This window comes from Burkholderia sp. Bp8998 (genome assembly GCF_003854235.1).
Taxonomy (GTDB): domain Bacteria; phylum Pseudomonadota; class Gammaproteobacteria; order Burkholderiales; family Burkholderiaceae; genus Burkholderia.
Genome location: NZ_QTQF01000009.1, coordinates 61,104 through 79,922, shown reverse-complemented (window position 1 = coordinate 79,922; position 18,819 = coordinate 61,104). Strand labels below are relative to the sequence as shown.

The 18,819-nt window shown below is 69.3% G+C and carries 11 protein-coding genes; all 11 read right to left on the bottom strand.

The features are described from left to right. Positions 1-142: 142 nt before the first annotated feature. Positions 143-3,169 carry a GLUG motif-containing protein gene (locus tag DIE06_RS12135; protein WP_124661628.1) on the bottom strand — a complete coding sequence of 1,009 codons (3,027 nt, stop codon included), beginning with the start codon at positions 3,167-3,169 and terminating at the stop codon, positions 143-145. 178 nt (positions 3,170-3,347) lie between these two features. Beyond that, a complete protein-coding gene (locus DIE06_RS12130) occupies positions 3,348-6,794 on the bottom strand; it encodes a GLUG motif-containing protein (protein ID WP_124661627.1) in 3,447 nt (1,148 codons plus the stop codon). Positions 6,795-6,968: 174 nt separating this feature from the next. After that, the gene (locus tag DIE06_RS12125; protein ID WP_124661626.1) at positions 6,969-8,531 is read right to left on the bottom strand and encodes a ShlB/FhaC/HecB family hemolysin secretion/activation protein; all 1,563 of its coding nucleotides are present in this window, start codon (positions 8,529-8,531) and stop codon (positions 6,969-6,971) included. Positions 8,532-9,061: 530 nt separating this feature from the next. Continuing rightward, a complete protein-coding gene (locus DIE06_RS12120; RefSeq protein ID WP_124661625.1) occupies positions 9,062-10,099 on the bottom strand; it encodes an acyltransferase in 1,038 nt (345 codons plus the stop codon). Further along, entirely contained in the window at positions 10,096-11,193 is a 1,098-nt protein-coding gene (locus DIE06_RS12115) for a hypothetical protein (RefSeq protein ID WP_260433603.1), read from the bottom strand. Before DIE06_RS12115 ends, DIE06_RS12120 begins: the two co-directional genes overlap by 4 nt. Beyond that, positions 11,183-12,475 (bottom strand): lipopolysaccharide biosynthesis protein, encoded by a 1,293-nt coding sequence (locus tag DIE06_RS12110; protein ID WP_124661624.1) that lies wholly within the window; start codon positions 12,473-12,475, stop codon positions 11,183-11,185. The genes DIE06_RS12115 and DIE06_RS12110 overlap by 11 nt, the downstream gene beginning before the upstream one ends. Next, positions 12,469-13,641 (bottom strand): polysaccharide pyruvyl transferase family protein, encoded by a 1,173-nt coding sequence (locus DIE06_RS12105; protein WP_124661623.1) that lies wholly within the window; start codon positions 13,639-13,641, stop codon positions 12,469-12,471. Before DIE06_RS12105 ends, DIE06_RS12110 begins: the two co-directional genes overlap by 7 nt. Further along, complete coding sequence (locus DIE06_RS12100) at positions 13,638-14,876, bottom strand: glycosyltransferase family 4 protein (RefSeq protein ID WP_124661622.1); 1,239 nt, start codon at positions 14,874-14,876, stop codon at positions 13,638-13,640. Before DIE06_RS12100 ends, DIE06_RS12105 begins: the two co-directional genes overlap by 4 nt. Beyond that, a complete protein-coding gene (locus DIE06_RS12095; RefSeq protein WP_124661621.1) occupies positions 14,873-17,170 on the bottom strand; it encodes a polysaccharide biosynthesis tyrosine autokinase in 2,298 nt (765 codons plus the stop codon). Before DIE06_RS12095 ends, DIE06_RS12100 begins: the two co-directional genes overlap by 4 nt. Next, positions 17,167-17,664 (bottom strand): low molecular weight protein-tyrosine-phosphatase, encoded by a 498-nt coding sequence (locus tag DIE06_RS12090; protein WP_124661620.1) that lies wholly within the window; start codon positions 17,662-17,664, stop codon positions 17,167-17,169. Before DIE06_RS12090 ends, DIE06_RS12095 begins: the two co-directional genes overlap by 4 nt. After that, a complete protein-coding gene (locus DIE06_RS12085) occupies positions 17,661-18,815 on the bottom strand; it encodes a polysaccharide biosynthesis/export family protein (protein WP_124661619.1) in 1,155 nt (384 codons plus the stop codon). The genes DIE06_RS12090 and DIE06_RS12085 overlap by 4 nt, the downstream gene beginning before the upstream one ends. Between the last annotated feature and the right edge of the window lie 4 nt (positions 18,816-18,819).

Sequence of the window (18,819 nt, the reverse complement as noted above, 5' to 3'; positions counted from 1 at the left end):
CAGGCGCGTCGCACGCGGCTGCCGCAGCGTTGTCGCGATGACGGGCTGTCTCGACGACCCCCCCCGTCATCGCTTTTCCGGCTCCCGCTCGTCAACCGAGCGGGAGGACCGTCATGCCGAATGCTACGGGTTCAACGCACCATCACCAGCTGACCGGACCGTAACGCCACTGCCCGTCGATCTTGCCGAAACTCATGCCGACCGTGGAATAGGGCTGGTCCGGGCCGCCGGCCGAGCTGGTTTCGATAATGCCGCTACCCGTATTCGACCCGACCAGGCGGCCCCAGAAAAACGGACCGTAGATCGGCGACACGAGGTTCAGACGGCTGCTCGACGTCGAGCGCCGGATCGTGCCGGCGTTCTCGCCCACGAGGCCGCCCAGGTTCGAGCGCTCGCCGGCAATCGTGCCGGTGGACGATGCATCCTCGATCAGGGCGCCCTTGTCGTTCAGGCCTACCAGACCGCCGACATTGGAACCATCTGCCGCCGCACTGCCCGACGCGGACGCATGGCGCACGATCGCGTTGTTGCCGCGGTTCGCGCCGACCAGTCCGCCGACACGGCTGCCGTTGCCGGCCGTCACGTCGACCGCAGCCTGGACGGTGTCCAGCAATCCCGTGTTCAGGCCCACGAGCCCGCCGACGTCGCTTGCGTCGCGTGCGTCGACCTTGCCGTCGGCGCGCGCGTTCGATACGGTGCCGTCGTTCGTGCCGACGAGCCCACCCGCGTGGCTGTTGCGACCGGCCTTCACTGTGGCCGTGGCGTGTGCATTGCGGATCGTGCCGCGGTTCGTGCCGGCCAGGCCGCCGACATGACCGCTGTCGAGGTCGGTCACGCCGCCGGTTGCGCGCACGTCGTCCAGCGTGCCGCGCGCGTTTTCGCCGACGAACCCGCCGATCGCCATCGCACCGGCGGCCGTGACCGACCCGGATGCGGACGCGTTCGCGATCGTGCCGCCGTCGCGGTTCTTGCCGACGAAACCGCCGACATACCCGCCTTTGCCTGCCGTGACCGTGGCGGAGGCCGACGCGTCGCGAATCGTGCCGTAGTTGACGCCGACGAAGCCGCCGGTGCTCGTGTTGTCGCGACCGGACACGCGCCCGCCGCTCGACGAGCGAACGATGCGGCCGCCGTTCAGCCCGACGAGTCCGCCAGCGCTCTGCACGTCAGGGTTGAACCGCAGGTCGAGCGGCGTGCCGGGGCGGCCGGACAGCGTGACGTCGGCGAAGGCCTCGCTGTCGGCGATCGTGCCTCCGTTGGAGCCGACCAGCCCACCCACGATGAACGTATTGGCGCTGCCGAATACACGCCCGGCGAAGCGCGCGCGATCGATCGTGCCGAGGTTCCGGCCGACGAGGCCGCCCATCTCGATCGCGTCCCTGCCGTTGTACGAGACGCTCATGTTTTTCGCGGTGACGTTCGAGATGCGTCCGCCCAGGTTGTCGCCGACGAGACCACCGACGAACGCGGTGCGAGCGGCCGAGGTGCCGTCGACGGTGAGCGAATCGAGCACCAGGTTCGCGAGCGTGCCGCTGCTTTGCCCGAACAGGCCGATGTTCGGGCCGGTGTTGGCGATCGACAGCCGGCTGATCGTGTTGCCGAGGCCGTCGAACACGCCATGGAACGATTGGTTGCCGCCGATGCTGCGGAAGCTCGCGTTTGCGCCGTCGATCGTGTTGCCGATCACATAGCGGCCGCCCAGGTTCGCATCGATGCTGCGCAGGTCGGCAACGGTGTGCAGCACCTTGTAGTCCTCGCCGTTCGAGCGGAACGACGCGTTGTCGCCGGACAGCGTCACGACGGCCTTGTCGTTCAGCGTATGGCCGTTCTTCGCGTTGAGCTCGAGGTGCGCGTTGCGGCCGGTGAGCTTCACGGTGTCGTTGATGCGGATCTCGTCGGCGGCGTTGACGTTCAGGCTGGCGTTGGCGCCGGTGGCCGACAACGTTTGCTGCAGATCGACGTTGCCGTTTTGCGAGGTCAGCGTGAGCGAGCGATCGCTGTTCCAGGCGACGGGGCCGGCTACGGAGAGGTCGCCGCGGGTGTTGGTGAGCGCGACGTTGGTGGTGCCGAGGTTGCGCGACAGCGTATCGGCGTCGATCGAGCGATCGCCATTCACGCCGGCATTGGCGGCTTCGATGGTCCAGATGCCGGCGGTGTTGCCGGCACGCGTGTCGACCGTGGTGTCGGCAGCGACGTCGACGCGCTCGCCGCGCGTGGCGATGGAACCGGCCGGCGCGCCGGCTTCGGCCGCGCTCGCGTCGAGCTTGCCGGCCACCTTGACGGTGCCGCCGTCGAGCGTGATCTTGCCGGCATGGCTGGCGAGGCCCTTTGCTTCGATGGTGCCGGTGTTGTTGACGACGGCGTTCAGCAGGTTGCCGGCCGCGCGCGCGGTCATCAGCACCTCGCCGCCGTCGGCTTTCAGCAAGCCGCCGTTGGTGGCCTGCGCATCGACCGCGCCGCCTTCGACCTGCAGGCTGAGCAGGTCGTTGCCGTCGAAGTTGAGCTTGAAGGTGTTGCCGGCGCCGAGCGCGATGCGGCCCATCTTCGCCTGGATCACGCCGTTGTTGGACACGCGCGCACCGAGCAGCGCGACGCTGCCGCCGTCGGCGGCGGTGATGTGGCCGTCGTTGACGATGGACGCGGTGGAGTTGCCGGAGAAGCGATAGTTGCCGGCGAGGAAATCGGCGTCGGCGATGTTCTGGGTGGACGCGACGAGGCCGCCGACGTTGATCTGCGCGCCGGAGCCGAACAGCACGCCGTTGGGGTTGACGAGGAAGACCTTGCCGTTGGCGTCGAGCTGGCCGTGAATCTGGCTGCCGTTGTTGCCGACCACGCGGTTCAGCGCGATCGACGTCTTGCCGGGCTGATGGAACGACACGCGCTCGTTGCCGGCGATGCTGAAGTCGTTCCAGTTGGTGATGAGCTTGTCGGTGTGCTGGTTGATGGACATCGACTTGCCGTTGTTGTCGCGGATGATGTCGGCCTTGCCGGCGGTGATGTTCTCGCCGGTGGGCAGCGCGAAGGCGGGCAGGGCAGTGAAGCCGAGCAGGGAGAGGGCGGTGGCGGCGCGCCTGGCGCTGCCGGGCTTGGTGCACCGGCGCGCGGTTTCCCCGACTGCGCTCCAGCATCCCTGGGTCTGGTTCCAGACCAGTGCGTAGGTTCTATTCATCGGTTGGTCTTCCTGGTTGCATTTTAGGAAAATCCGGCCGACCTCGAACGCTGATCGGCCGGAGGGGGCAACCGGCGGCCTTGTGGCCGCCGGCGGCGAGCGGACGGGCCGCTCGTATCAGGCGACGGAATCCGGCATGCCGTTCAGGCGGCGTGACCGGAAACCGTCCGTGCCCGTTTTACGGCATCACGCGGCCATAGTTCACGCCGACCAGTGCGCCGTAGGACTGGTCGTAGCCAGCCTTCACGTCGACGCGGCTGGTGCTCGACGAGCCGTAGACGAAGCCGAAATTGCCGCCGACGAGCCCGCCCAGTCGCGCGTACCGGCCGCCGGAAACCGTGCCGCTCGACGACGACGCGGTGATGACGCCGGCATTGCTGCCGACCAGGCCGCCGACGTAGCTGGCGTCGCCGCCCTTGACGGAGCCCGTCGCGCGCGACTGGTCGATCGACCCGAGCAGGCTGCCGACGAGACCGCCGACCTGGCTCTGCCGGCCGGCTTCGACGTCGCCCGACGCCGTCGATCGCCCGATGTTGCCGCTTTCGTTGGCGCCGACGAGGCCGCCGGCCGACGAGAAGTCGCCCGCCTTGACCGCGCCGGTGGCGCGCGAATCGGCGATCGTCCCGAGGTTGCGGCCTGCGAGGCCGCCAGCCTTGCTCGATTGCCCGGCCAATACCTTGCCGCTGGCGCTCGACGTGCGGACGATGCCCTGGTTGAGCCCCACGAGGCCGCCTGCCGTGCCGGCGTTCAGAACGGTGACGCGGCCCGATGCGTTGGAGGAATCCAGCGTACCGGTGTTGATCCCTGCAAAGCCGCCCGCGGTGCTGTTGTCGCCCGCAGCCACGTCGCCGGATGCGTCGGATGCCTCGATGGTGCCGGCATTCGTGCCGACAAAGCCGCCGACGGTGCTGCCGTGATCGCCGGCCACGTTGCCGCTGGCCAGCGACGTTTCGACGAAGCCGTCGTTCGTGCCCGCGAAGCCGCCGAGCGTCGACTTGCCCGTGGCACGGACATGGCCTTGCGCGACGGAGGCACGGATGCGGCCCGCGGTACCGTTGCGCCCGACGAAGCCGCCGGCGAGGCTGTCGGCGCCTGCGACGACGTTGCCCGTCGCGGTCGATTCGTCGATGTCGCCGTCGTTGTAGCCGGCGAAGCCGCCTGCGGCCACCGCCTTGCCGCCCGCCGTCACGTTCCCGTTGGCTTGCGACTTGCGGATCCGGCCGCTGTTCGTGCCGACGAGGCCGCCGACCGTGCTGGAGGCGGCCGCGAACACGTCGCCGTCGGCCGTGGACGCGTCGATGTCACCCAGGTTCACGCCCGCGAGGCCGCCCGCGACGCTGCGCTCGCCGACGCTCACCTTGCCGCTGGCGCGCGATTCCGCGATGGTGGCCATGTTGATGCCGACGAGGCCGCCCGCCACCGCGTTGTTGCGCGCGGTCACGCTAGCCGACGACGACGACTGCTTGACGATGCCCTTGCCGTCGTTGATGCCGACGAGGCCGCCGACCTGCGTGCTCGCGCCCGTCGCGTTGATGCTGCCGGCGCTCGACGAGCGCTCGATCGTGCCGGTGTTGTACCCGACCAGGCCGCCCGTGGCGCCGTCGTGCGCGGCGTTGATGCGTACCTCGGCGTGGCTGTCGCGGATCAGCGCCGAGACCGGCGGCTGGTTCAGCAGCGTCAGGTTCTCGCCGACGAGGCCGCCGACCGCACTCGCGTAGCGATCGGTGTCGATGCGGCCGGACAGGTTGGCGTGCTCGATCGTGCCGCCATAGTTCGAGCCGACGAGGCCGCCGACGTATGCGCGCCCCGTCGTCGACACCGCGACGTTTTCGGCCGTCACGTTCGAGAGCGTGCCCGAGTTGCTGCCGGCGAGCGTGCCGACCGAAATCGGCGAGCCGTACGGCAGGCCCGATGCGACCGTCACGATGTCGCGCAGGCCGAGGTTGGCGATGCGGCCGGCGTTGTGCGAGAACAGGCCGACGGAGTTTTGGCCCGGATTGGAAATCCGCAGGCGCGAGACCGTATTGCCGAGGCCGTCGAACACGCCATAGAACGCGCCGTTGGCCGCGATGCTGCGGAAGCTCGTGTTCGCGCCGTCGATCGTGTTGCCGATCACATAGCGGCCGCCCAGGTTCGCATCGATGCTGCGCAGGTCGGCAACGGTGTGCAGCACCTTGTAGTCCTCGCCGTTCGAGCGGAACGACGCGTTGTCGCCGGACAGCGTCACGACGGCCTTGTCGTTCAGCGTATGGCCGTTCTTCGCGTTGAGCTCGAGGTGCGCGTTGCGGCCGGTGAGCTTCACGGTGTCGTTGATGCGGATCTCGTCGGCGGCGTTGACGTTCAGGCTGGCGTTGGCGCCGGTGGCCGACAACGTTTGCTGCAGATCGACGTTGCCGTTTTGCGAGGTCAGCGTGAGCGATCGATCGCTGTTCCAGGCGACGGGGCCGGCTACGGAGAGGTCGCCGCGGGTGTTGGTGAGCGCGACGTTGGTGGTGCCGAGGTTGTGCGACAGCGTATCGGCATCGATCGACGCACCATCCGGATAGACGCTGTCGGCCTGGTTGCGTGCGACGCCGACGTTGGCGGCTTCGATGGTCCAGGTGCCGGCGGTGTTGCCGGCACGCGTGTCGACCGTGGTGCCGCGTGCGACACGGACCTGCTCGCCGCGCGTGACGATCGAACCGGCCGGCGCGCCGGCTTCGGCCGCGCTTGCATCGAGCTTGCCGGCAACCTTGACGGTGCCGCCGTCGAGCGTGATCTTGCCGCCGTGGCTGGCGAGGCCCTTCGCTTCGATGGTGCCCGTGTTGTTGACCACGGCGTTCAGCAGGTTGCCGGCCGCGCGCGCGGTCATCAGCACTTCGCCGCCGTCGGCTTTCAGCAGGCCGCCGTTGGTGGCCTGCGCATCAACGGCGCCGCCTTCGACCTGCAGGCTGAGCAGGTCGTTGCCGTCGAAGTTGACCTTGAACGTGTCGCCGGCGCCGAGCGCGATGCGGCCCATCTTCGCCTGGATCACGCCGTTGTTGGACACGCGTGCGCCGAGCAGCGCGACGCTGCCGCCGTCGGCGGCGGTGATGTGGCCGTCGTTGACGATCGACGCGGTGGAGTTGCCCGAGAAGCGATAGTTGCCGGCGAGGAAGTTCTCGTCAGTGATGTTCCGGGTGGACGCGACGAGGCCGCCGACGTTGATCTGCGCGCCGGAGCCGAACAGCACGCCGTTGGGGTTGACGAGGAAGACCTTGCCGTTGGCGTCGAGCTGGCCATGAATCTGGCTGCCGTTGTTGCCGACCACGCGGTTCAGCGCGATCGACGTCTTGCCGGGTTGATGGAACGACACGCGCTCGTTATTGGCGATGCTGAAGTCGTTCCAGTTGGTGATGAGCTTGTCGGTGTGCTGGTTGATGGACATCGACTTGCCGTTGTTGTCGCGAATGATGTCGGCCTTGCCGGCGGTGATGTTCTCGCCGGTGGGCAGCGCGAAGGCGGGCAGCGCGGTGAAGCCGAGCAGGGAGAGGGCGGCGGCGGCGCGCTTGGCGCTGCCGGGCTTGGCGCGGCGGCGCGCGGTTTCCCCGACGGCGCTCCAGCATCCCTGGGTCTGGTTCCAGACCAGTGCGTAGGTCTTGTTCATGAGATTTTTCCCTTTGAAAAAGGACTGGGAGATCGCTTCGATTTGGTTTGTATACCTAACGAAGTGGTGAAGGCGGAAAGACGTGGCACGCACGCTTCCGATGGTGCGGGCGGTTGTACCGCCCGTGCTACTTGCGGCCCATCCCTGCCTGACGAGCCGCTCGTCGAATGCCGCTCAGAAATACTGGGCGGCTTGCAACCAGATACTTGGCGACCGCGTGGGTGACGCGACCGGATCGGCGTAACCGACCGGCAGCGCGGCGGCGAGATTGACTTGATGGCGCGCGCCGAACCAGCTCGCGCCGACGCCGAGCGACGACAGCTGCACGGTGTTGCGCTCGCGGGACCATCGCTGCTTGCTGAGCTGGATGCGGCCCGTGTCGGCGAATGCGCTCAGTTGCCAGCCGGGCGCGACGAGATAGCGCAGTTCGGCCGTGGCCTGCCAGCCCTGATCGCCGCTGCCGGCGCCGAGTGCGAATGCGCGCACGCCGTATGGGCCGCCGAGGCTGAATTTTTCCGATGCATCGAGATTGCGCGACGACAACTGCGCACTGAATTGCGTATAGAGCTGGAATCGCGAGCCGAGCGCCTGCAGCCGCAGCGCGCTGACATTCAGCTTCGCGAACTGGCCTTGGGTATGGACGTAGTAGTCCATGTCGAGCGGATCGTTGCCGCTCAGGTGGCCGATGCCGAGCGTAGCGGAGAAGCCGGTCCGGCCGCCGCCGCCCACGGTGTCCTGGTGATTGCCGCTCACGCCGAACGACCACAGGTCGACGGTCTTGTCGTTGACCACGTCGAACGCGCCGTACACGTCGCGCAAATGCTTGTTTTCGTAGACGACCTGCGCGTCGAGGTTCGTGCGCCGGCTGCGCAGCAGTGGCTGCGTGACGAACGCGGAGCGAACGTCGGCGCCGCCGTGGAAGCGAAGGTCCTTGAGGCTGCCGCCGATCCGGTAGTCCATGTCGGAATACGCGACACCGACGCGCGTCGACGCGGGGCCGACGGGCAGTTGATACGACGTGCGGTAATAGTGCTGGTTCGTATTGCTCGTCAGTCCGCGCAGCGAGAAGCGATCGCCGACGCGCAACGGGGCGTTGACGTCGACGTTGCCGGTCGCGCGGTAGCGGCCGGTCAGCGGGTCGCCGAAGTTGTCGAGTTCGATCGAGCCGGTGGCGAAGCGACCGCGTTCGGCGTCGATCACGAGATCGGTCGTGCCGGGTTCGGCGCCGGGACGCAGCGTGCCCTTCGCATCGACGCCGGGCATCTCGTTCAGCAGCATGAGGCTGCGCTCGAGACGGTTGCCGTGCGCAATCTCGCCGGGCTGCAACGACGCAAGCGGTTGACGCAGCGCGCGATCGAGCACGCGCGTGCGGTTGTGCAATTCGATCTGTCCGTAGCGGCCTTCGACGACGGCGATGCGCACGATGCCGTGTTCGATGTCCTGGCGGGGGAGATAGGCGCGGGCGAGGACGTAGCCGTGTTCGCGGTAGTACGTCGTGATCCGGTTGGCGGCCTGTTGCAGATCGCCGAAGCTCAGTTCGCGGCCGACCAGATCGCCGAGCAGCGGGGCGAGCCGCGCGGCGGGAATGGCCGCGTTGCCTTCGAGGGCGAATGCGCTGACCGTGACTCGCGGACCTGTTTCATCGCTCGCGGTGGGTTCGGGTTCGGTGGGGGCGAGGTCGATCTTCGGGCCGGTGGCGGCAGGCAGCGACGGCCGCACGGTCTCGATGTCGCGCATCGATTGTCCGGCGCTGGGTATGGGCTGAGCATGGACGAGCCCGGGAACGAGCAGCGCGGCGGCGAAGCGCCAGTGACGCCACGCGCGGGCGCCGGCGTGTGGGGCGCGACGCGTGCTGGCGAGGTTTGCCGGCAAACCGGAGATGGCGATCGACCTGCCGACGGCCGCCGGCGCCTGAGTGCGACGAATGAATTGAATATCCCACCCCGGATCGGAAAATGTGGACCGATCTCAAGCATCTGTACCGGTCCGTTGATATAGGCGGGGATATTACGAAACGGTTGCGGGCGTGGATATTGAACGAGTACGAGCGCGCATCCCGGAAACCTCTGTCTTGCATGATTTTTGTCCCGATGTGCGTTCGGCGCATGCATTGGCGTATCGGACGGCGATGCGAAGGCAACGATTGTCGTCGGGAGTTGAAACTCCGGCCGCGATTGTGCGCGGTTTCGGACGCCGGCCGATGTGCGAAGCAGCACGGCCGGCGCGATCCGCCCGGCCGGACCGGTCGCACGGCGGCGACGGCGTGTTCAGGTCGCCGTCGGCGCGCGTCGCGGCCGCTTGCGGCGCCCGTCGAACATCGCAAGCATCGGTTTTTCGATCATGACGTGACATGCATATCCCGCCGCGCATACGGCAGTCAGGATGGCGGACGTCGTCACGATACCGAGCGGCGTCCCGAGATCGGCATGCGCACCCGCGATGCGTGTCGCGATGCCGATCACGTACGGATGCAGCAGATAGATCGAATAGCTGGCCGCACCGAGCGCCGCGGCGAGCGCGTTCGTGACGGAGCGGCCGTTCAGGTCGAGCGCGACCAGCGCGACGATCAGCACGCACGCCGGCACGCCCCATCCCGCGACGCGGACGAAGCCGGCCGGCGTGCCGCCGAGGAGCGGAAGCAGCGCGATCGTCGCCACGCTCGCGGCAACGAGCCCGATCCACGCGCGCGGCGCGACGCGGCCGGCGATTCCGGCCGCGAGCGTGCGATGGGCGAGCACGCCGAGACCGAATTCGAGCACGAACGGCTGCCCGAGGTGATCGGCCAGCGCACTGCGCGTGCCGTGGACGGAGACATACGTACAGAACACCGCGAGCAGCAGCGCCGCGAATGCGGTGGCGTGACGGCCGCGCACGAGCACGAGCGCGAGCGTGACCACGACGTAGAACAGCATTTCGTACTCGAGCGTCCAGCCGTTCAGGTTCAGCGGTCCCCAATGACCGTTCTCCTTCACGTAGGGAACGAACAGCAGCGATTTGACGAGATAGTCGAAGCGTGCGGTCGTCGAGTTGAGCCACTGCGGCCGCCATGTCGCGATCGCGTACACGCCGAGCGTCGTCAGCCAGTACAGCGGCACGATCCGGATCAGCCGCTTGCGGAGGAACGCGCGGCCTTCGCGTGGCGCGACCTGCGACATGATGAAGCCGCTGATCACGAAGAACACGTCGACGCCGGCCTGCCCGGACGGCAGGACGTTCATGTGATAGCCGACGACCGCGAGCGCCGCGCAGGCACGCGCGCACTGGATATTCGGAAAGAAGGCACCGGGGCGGCCGAGCGAGTTCATGGGCGAAAACGGGAAAGTCGGGACGATGGGCGCGGCGTGCCGGAACCGGGGTTCGGCACGCCGCCGAGGCGCGAGCGGCGTGGCCCGCGCGCGTCGAACTGCATCGCGCAGAACAGCGCGACGCTTGACAGGTGGCGCGTATAGCTGCCGAGATCGGGCTCGAACAGCATCGATACGGCGACGTGGCCGATGACGAGGCACGCGAGCAGATCGGCGGGGGCAAGCGCGTTGCCGCGCCCGTGTCGCCATGCGGCGGCCAGCGCGATCCAGACGAACGCCTGCATCGCGAGTTCCTTCGGCCCGGGCATGAAGAGTCCCGGCAGGTTCAGGCGCAGCACGCCGTACGCATAGTTCGCGCAGAACGCCAGGAACGAATCCGGCGGCAGCGGGTTGCGGAAACTCGTGCGCGCGCCGAACGGCGAGCCGTATGCGAGATAGTCGGCGGCCATGTCGCGCGGATGTTGCAGCAGGTAGTACAGATCGTTCGGCAGCAGGAACAGCGCGACCGGCACGGCCAGCGCCAGCGATACCCTGCCACGCCACGATGCGCGCCGAAACAGCAGCACGGCGAGCGCGAGTGCAAGGACCAGTGCGAAATAGCCGCGCACGAGCAGCGCGTAGCCGCCGTAAAGCGCGACGGCTGTGGCGAGCGCCGCGGCCGTCGAGCGGCGTTGCGCGACGCTGCTCAGCACGATCGCCATCAGCACGACGATCGTGTCCTTGCTCGCGACGAACAGGTTGAAGAACACGCAGGGCGCGAGCAGGACGATGCATGCCGCGAGCGAGCCCGCGCGCCGGCCGTGGCCGAGCGTGCGCCAGATGCACAGCGCACCGACGGCGGCCACGAACAGGTGCGTGCCCGTCGTGCCGAGCGCGGCGTAGAACTTGGCCACCGCGTCGAACGACGTGCCTTCGTAGGTGCTCGCGCCGCCGATCTGGCTCTGGATTTTCTCCGCGTCCCGGAACACGAATTCCGGCAGGAGCGCGCCGGCCTTGGCATAGATGATCCAGTACGCGAGCACGGCCAGCGCGGCGATCGCGCGCGTGATCCCGGTACTGAGCCGCGGGCCGGCGCGCAGCAGTTTATCCAGCATGTGACGGCCCCTCCATCGCCGGTTCGGCGCGTCGTGCGCCGGCGCGGCGCATGACGGTCAGCGCGAGCGCGGCGGCGATGGCGATGCTTGCCGCGAGGTGCGCGAGCGCCGCGCCTTCGGCGCCCGACACGTCGATCAGATATCCGGCGACCGGCACGTAAAGCAGCGCGAGCCCGGCCATCGCCGCGAGCACGATGCCGCCGGCACGCAGCGCGATCGCGGCACTCCACAGAACGTCCGTGGCCGCCCGCAGCACGAACGAGACGAGCAGTACCGCGAGCAGCGCGACCTGGCCCGACCCGCCGGGCTCGTGCGCGAGGGCGAACAGTTCGCGATGGACGGCGATGATGCCGGTCGACACGAGCAGCGTCACGGCGGCACTGGCTGCTACTGCGTGCAGGGTGCGGCGCAGGAACGCGTCGGGCGCGTCGGCGAGCGTGCGCACGAGGCGCGGGCCGGCCGTGACGGCCACCGTCGCGAACGCGATCGTCTGCACGGCATTCGCGATCGACCAAGCGAATACGTACTGGCCGAGCGCGTCGGCGCCGATGCGGCTGCCGGCGATGAAGCGCTCCGCGTATTGAAGCGACGACAGGATCACGGCAGCCGCATAGAACGGCAGGCCGTGCCGCCAGACACCCCACATGCGTTGCGGACGTTGCAAGGGGGCCGGCAACCCGATGCCGCGCGTGCGTTGCGCGACCGCACCGATCTTTCGCCATGCGACCGCGACGACGATCGCGTTGGTCGCGATCCACAGCGCGAACACGGCCTCGATCGACTGCAGTGCGCCGGCGAGCAGGCCGGCGCAGGCGAGGCCCGACCACGCGCCGGTGCGCACGAACAGCAGGATCGCGCCGATGCGCGGCCGGTGCAGCGAGAACAGCCAGCCGTTGACTTCGAACGCGGCATGCTCGGACAGTGCGACGAGGAGCACGCACCATGCGAGCGGCATCGACAGCGTGAACCGGTCGAGCAGCGCGACGACCGCGGCATTCGTCGTCGCGACGGCGAACGCCGCGGCGATCAGCAGGTACAGCGCGCCGTAGCCGATGCCGAGTGCGTGCGCATCGCCGATCGCGTCCAGCGGGTCGGCCTCGCTCAGCCTGCGGTTGAGTTCCGGGCCGAAGCCGAGCCCGAGCGCTTTCGACGCGATGACCGACGCGGCGACCGCGAGCCCGTAGGCCGCGACCGCGTCGAAGCCGAGGGTGCGCGCGATGACGATCGTGAGCGCGAACTTCAGGCCGAGCGCCGAGAACCGGAGCACGAGGCGCGTCAGCATCGGGCCGCCCGGTCGGTGCGCAGCGCGGCGCGCAGCGCGTCGATCACGCGGGTGCGCGCCGCGCGGATCGGCGCGAGACCGGCGCTCGCGGCGGACCAGAATGCCGTCGTCGCACCGGGCGCGAACAGCGTCGCGGTCACGCGCGACGGATCGAAATCCGCTCCGTTGACGACCCAGTCGTCGAGCCGCAGGTCCGCATACGCGCCGAACCCCTTGCGTTCGTAGCTGACGTGGAAGGCCGGCACGCCATGCAGGATCGATTCGAGCGCGCCGTGCAGCCGGACCGATACCGTCGCATCGGGCCGGTCGTGCTCGAGCAGTGTCCTGAACGGCACGAGGGCGTCCCGGATGCCGAGACTCTGGTAGTAGGCGAGATCGTCGTTGCCGCGTCCGGTGCTCTGGACCGCGAAGCTGACTCGGCACGATCCGCGAACCTGCTCGACGAGCCGGGCGATCGCCGCGTCGTAACGGTTGCGCCGTGCCGTGCTCCATGCGGGCGCACGGCGCAACACGAACGCGATGTGGCGTATCGGGCCGTCGGCGTGCGTGGCGCGCCGCACGATCGCATCGTGGCGATGCGCGAAATCGAGCACCGCCAGGTCGGGCGCACGCCGCACGTTCGGATGCGCGGCAAGGCATGCCGCGGAACGGTCGTCGCGCACGAACACAGTGTCGAAGGACGCGAGCAGCGCCTGCAGGTGCGCGTCGACAGGGCGTGCCGACATCACCGGGCCGATGCTCTGCGGCAGGTAGACGGCCGGCTTGCCGGACGCACGGGCGGCGCGCATCTGCAGTAGATGACCGGCTTCCAGCTTGAGCGCTTCGACGGTATTGCGTGCGCGCAGGTAGCCGCCGCCGACGCCGACGATCAGGTCGACTTCGTCGAGGAGTTCGCCCAGCGGGCGCAGCCGGCCGTTGGCGCGCACGTGCAGCACGGTGCCGGCCGCGGCGGTCAGCCGGCGCCAGCCGCGATCCGCGAGCACGGGCGCCGCGCGCACGTCGTCGTAGGCGGGGAACGATGCGGGGTCGGCTGCGACGATCGACACGCGGGTCGCGTCGCCGAAGGCCTCGCGCAGCAGTTCGACGGACAGGTCGACGAGCAGGCCGTCACCCGAGTTGCGCGTGCTGTACGCATGCAGCAATGCGATATGAGGGGATGAGGTCATGCGGTTTTTCCTTGTGCGACGAGTGCGCGATAGAGATCGAGCGTGCGCCGGACCATCGTCTCGGCCGAGAACGGCGCGAGCGCCGCCGCGCAGTTGGCGCGCATGCGATCGCGCTGCGCCGCTTCGTCCGCGAGCGCCACGACGGTGCGCGCGAACGACGTCGTGTCGTCCTCGTTCGGCACGACGATGCCGATGCCGTACGCATCGATCAGCTCGGCCGCGCCGGCAACGCGCGACGCGACGATCGGCACGCGCGCGGCCATCGCTTCGAGGCATACGTACGGAAAGCCTTCGTAGCGGCTCGGCAGCGCAAACAGGTTGAAGGCGGAGAAGTAGCGGCTCGCGCGCTCGATGGCGCCCGCGACGTGAAGGTTCGGCGGCAGATACTCGGCCTCGGGGCCCGCGGCTGCATTGAAATCGCCGGAGCCGATCGCGACGAATTGCACGCCGCGCCCGCATCGTCGATAGACGCCGCGCGCGATCCGCACGAGCCGGTCGATGCCCTTCTGGTGGTCGAAGCGACCGACGAAGCCGACGACGATCGCGTCGTCCGGCAGGCCGAGCGCCTGCCGCGCGTCGCGTCGCGGCATCGTGTCCGGCGGCTTGACGCCGTTGACGATCGTCGTCACGCGATGAGCGGGGATGCCGAGCGCGTCGTGCAGGTGCCGTGCTTCGTCATGCGACACCGCGATGATCCGGTGCGTGCACAGCCGGCCGAGCAACCGCTCGATCGTGCCGTAGAAGCGGCGCTGCGCATCGGTCAGCGACGGATTGAGCGTGTAGACGGCGTGCGGCGTATAGACCTGCCGCCATGGCCCGACGCACAGGCGCGCGATCGCGCCGGCCTTCGAGCTGTGGCTGTGCACGATATCCGGCCCGATCTGCAGCAGGCAGCGATACACGCGCGCGACGGCCAGCGCGTCGCGCCAGCCCACGGCCCGCTGCATCGGGATGCGATGCACGCTCGTGCAGCGGGACAGCACGCGTTCGTCGAGGATGCGCGCGTCGAAGCGCGCGCCGTCGGGCATGATCAGGTGCAGTTCGACGCCGTCGATCGCGCGCAGCCCGTCGATCAGGTCGGCGAGATGGACGGCGACACCGCCGCCGGCGGCTTCCGCGACGAGCGCGATGCGCAGGCGCGGCGCGCCCTGGGTGCGCGTGTCGGCGGCGTGCGGAACCGGTGCATGACGGGTTTCGCCCGTAGCGGCGCGTTCGAGGTGGCGGATTTCGCTCATCGCGTGCCTCCGCGATGCAACCGGGAGAGGCAGGCCCGCAGCGCGCGCCGGACCGGCGAGCCGGCGTCGTCGCTCGGCGGCCCATAGCGGTATTGCGCATAGCGGTACGCACCGTAGCGCGAACCGTAGCGACCCGTGCGCGGATCGACGCCGTTGAGCACCACGCCGCTCGCGGCCACGCCGTTGTGCGCGAGGCGGCGGGCGGCTTCGCCGAGTTCGGCGAGGCGTGTCGATGCCGCTCGGGCGGTCAGCAACACGGTGCCTGCGTGGCGTCCGAGCGAGACTGCGTCGCTGACGGCGAGGATCGGCGCCGCGTCGATCACGACGCGGTCGTAATGCGCCGACAGCGCATCGAGCAGCGCCGCGACGCGATCGTCGGCAAGCCATTGCGCCGGATGCTCGGGCATCGTGCCGGTCGCGATGAAATCGAGATTCGGGAGCACGTTGCGATGGATCGCGTCCGCCGGGGTCGTGTCGCCGGACAGCAGTTCGGACAACCCCGATTCGCGCGGGAGGCCCAGCGATTCGTGCAGATAGCCCTTGCGAAGATCGCCGTCGACGAGCAGCACGCGTTCGCCGCCGGCGGCCAGCAGCGCCGCGAAATTCGCCGCGACGAACGACTTGCCCGCGCCGGGCACGGGGCCCGTCAGCAGCAGCACGTTGTTGCGTGCGCCCTGCATCGCGAAGCGCAGCGCAGTGTGCAGGCTGCGCAGGCTTTCGACCGCGGGATCGTGCGGATCCAGCGCGCTCAGCAGGTGTGGCGCGGGCAGGCGTTGCGCGAGGCGACGTGCGACGCGCCGCTGGCCTGCGGAATCGGGGACGGTCGCGTACACGTCGATACCGAGATGCCGCTCGATCTCGTCGGCATCGCGCACGCCGCCGAACAGGTAGTCGCGGACAAACGCCAGCGCGACGCCGAGCAGGAGGCCGACCATCGCCGCCGCGGCGATCACGACGGGCCGGTTCGGACGGACGGCGTCCTCCGGCACGATCGGCATGTCGACGATCCGCACGCTGCCGGTCTTGCCGGCCCGGACCAGTTCGAGCTGCTGCGCGTTGGCGAGCAGCGCCGTATAGAGGTCGGTATCGACCTTCACGTCGAGCATCAGCCGCACGGCGTCCTGCTGCAGGTCGGGCAGGCTGCGCACACGGTGTTCGAACCCCTGCTGCTCGCGTGCGAGCGTGGCGATCTGCGCGTCGAGCGCGATCATGTCGGGATGGCCTGCCACGAAGCGCGACGCCATCTCGTCGCGCTTTTGCTGCAATTCGAGCCGGCGTGTCGCCGTGTCGGCCGATTGCTGCAGGAGCAACTTGGCTTCGGCGTCGAGATCGATCGTGCCGTTCGCGTTGCGCAGGTTCGTATAACGTTGCTCGGCATCCTGAAGCTGCTTCTTGAGCACCGGCAACTGCGCGTTGAGGAACGCGAGCGACTGCGCGGCATCGGCGGACTTGCGCTCGATGTGCTGACGGATGTAGTGGCTCGCGACGGCCTGCAGCTGTGTCTGCACGCGCTGCGGATCGGTCCCGCGCAGCGTCGCGACGATCACGCCGGACTGCTTGATCTTTTCCTGGACGTCGAGCCCGCGGCGCAGCGTATCGATCGTTTCGGCGCGCGATTCGCGCACGAGCGTGAAACGGGTGCCCGGGAGCGCGTCGATGCGCGCGACGTCGATCGCGACCGGGCCGTCGGCCGTGTCGAAAGCCTGCGGGCGGCCGATCGTGCCGGTGACCGGTGCGGGCAGCGCGGCACCCGTGACGCGGTACCGGCCGGCGTCCAGCATCGACAGTTCGAAGCGTTCGCCTTCGAGCGACTTCGGCACGTCGAAGCGCGTGAGTTCGGCCGACTCGTGACCCCACGCGTAGCCGCCCAGACCGAACACGCCGGGGCGGGTCACCCCCGGATTGAAGCGCGACACGAACTCGCCGACGACGGGGAAGCGCTTCGGCCGGACGACGATGTAGCTGCGCAATTCGTCGACCGCGCGCGTGACGACGAGCCGGGACGCAAGGATCTGCGCTTCGGCCGCGGCGCTCGACTTGACGTCGAACAGCGACGATACGTCGCCGAGCACGCTCTTGGCGGCGGACGTGTCGCCGCTGTCCTCGACCTGCACCATGATGTCGGCCTGGTACTGCCGGTGCGCGAGGAATGCGTACAGCGAACCGGCGCCGACGCAGGTCGCGGTGACGACGGCGATCAGCCAGCGCCGGGAAACGAGCACATCGATCACGCCGGCGAGATCGAGCTCGGCGTCGCGATCGTGCGGACGCTCGTGAGTGGGAGGGGATGTCATCGGTTCGGTCCGGAAAGCGGAGAAGTGGGGGGCGGCAGCGACGCGATGCGTACGGACCACGCGTCGACGCCGCGCTCGATGAGTCGCAGGCTGTGCTCGAACGACGCGCGCGGGCCGAGGTACGGATCCGGTACGTCGAAGCCGGACGGGAGGCCGGCCGAAAGATCGGGCAGGCCGAGTCGGAACACGCGGCCGCGCAGCACGGGCAGGCACTGCTCGAGCCAGTGCTTCTGCGCGAGATCCATGGTCAGGATCAGATCGGCACGCGCCGCGAGCGCCGGCGGCAGGCGGCGCGCGCGATGCGCGGCAATGTCGAGGCCGCGCGCGCGCATCAGGTGAACGGCGTGCGGATCGGCCGGCTGACCGTCGCGCGCGCCGATGCCGGCCGACTGCACATCGACGCCCGGCAGCCGGGCACGAAAGAGGGCCTCGGCCATCGGGCTGCGGCAGAGGTTGCCGATGCACACGACGAGCAGGGTGGCGACGGGCCTCATTTGATGGCGAGCGCGGCCGCCGCCGCGCTGGTATTGACGCCCGGCAGCAGCAGGCTGAGCACGCGGCTGAAGCGCACGAGGCCGTTGCCGTCGACATAGACGATGTCCTTCGGCCGCAGCTCGAACTCGTTGGCGAGCACCATCGACACCGGCGAGCGCGCGTCGAGATGGAACACCTGCGGTTCGTTCGTGCCGGAGCCGCGGATCACGAACATCTGGGCCGCGTCGGCCGTGCCGGCGTTCACGCTGCCGGCCTGCGACAGCGCGTCGGAGAGCGTGAGGCGGCCGTCGCGCAGCGGGACCGCGAGCGCCGGCTTGTTGACTTCGCCCATCACGTACACGCCGTAGTCGCTGCGGGCCGGCACGTGCAGCAGGTCGCCGGCGGCGAGCACGACATCGGCCGGGTTGCGGCCGTGACGCAACATCCGGCTCAGGTCGAGCGGATAGGTTTCGCCGCCGCGCACGAGCGTCATGCGGCTCTGATCGGCCGTCGGGCTCAGGCCGCCCGCGCGGCCGAGCGCCTCGTAAAGCGTCATCGGCACGTCGTTGACGGGCTGCGCGCCCGGCGTGCGAACCTCGCCGTCGATGTAGACCTGCTGCGACCGAAACGATGCGACGCGCAGCGTCACCTGCGGATTGCGATAGACGCGTGCGAGCGCGCCGGCAATCCGGGCCTGGGCCGCGTCGGCGGTCAGGCCGGCGACCGGCACGTCGCCCGCGAACGGAAACGACACGTTGCCGTGCGGATCGACGACAAAACCGGTGACGGGGTCGGCCGCGCGCGGCGTGCCCTGCGGCGCGGCGCCTTGCGCGGCGGCCAGTTCGGGGTGGTCCCAGACGGTGACCTGCAGCACGTCGCCGGCACCGATCCGGTACGGGCCGGCAGGCGCGGCGAGCCGGTCCGACTGGATGTCCTGATGGCGGGCAGCCTGTGCATCGAGCTGGCGGATCAGGCCGGTGTCGATCCGCGTCATCCGGAACGGCGGCGCGCCGTCGGCGGCTGTGCCGCCGGTCGAATCGGGCGCCGTGCTCATGCGCATGCCGGGGGCGAATGCGCAGGCCGACAGCGCGATGCACAGCGTCGCGGCCAGCAGCGCGCGCGCGGCGGCCGGATGCGCGGAGCCGCTCCGCGCGTTCAGTGCGGTTTTCATTGGC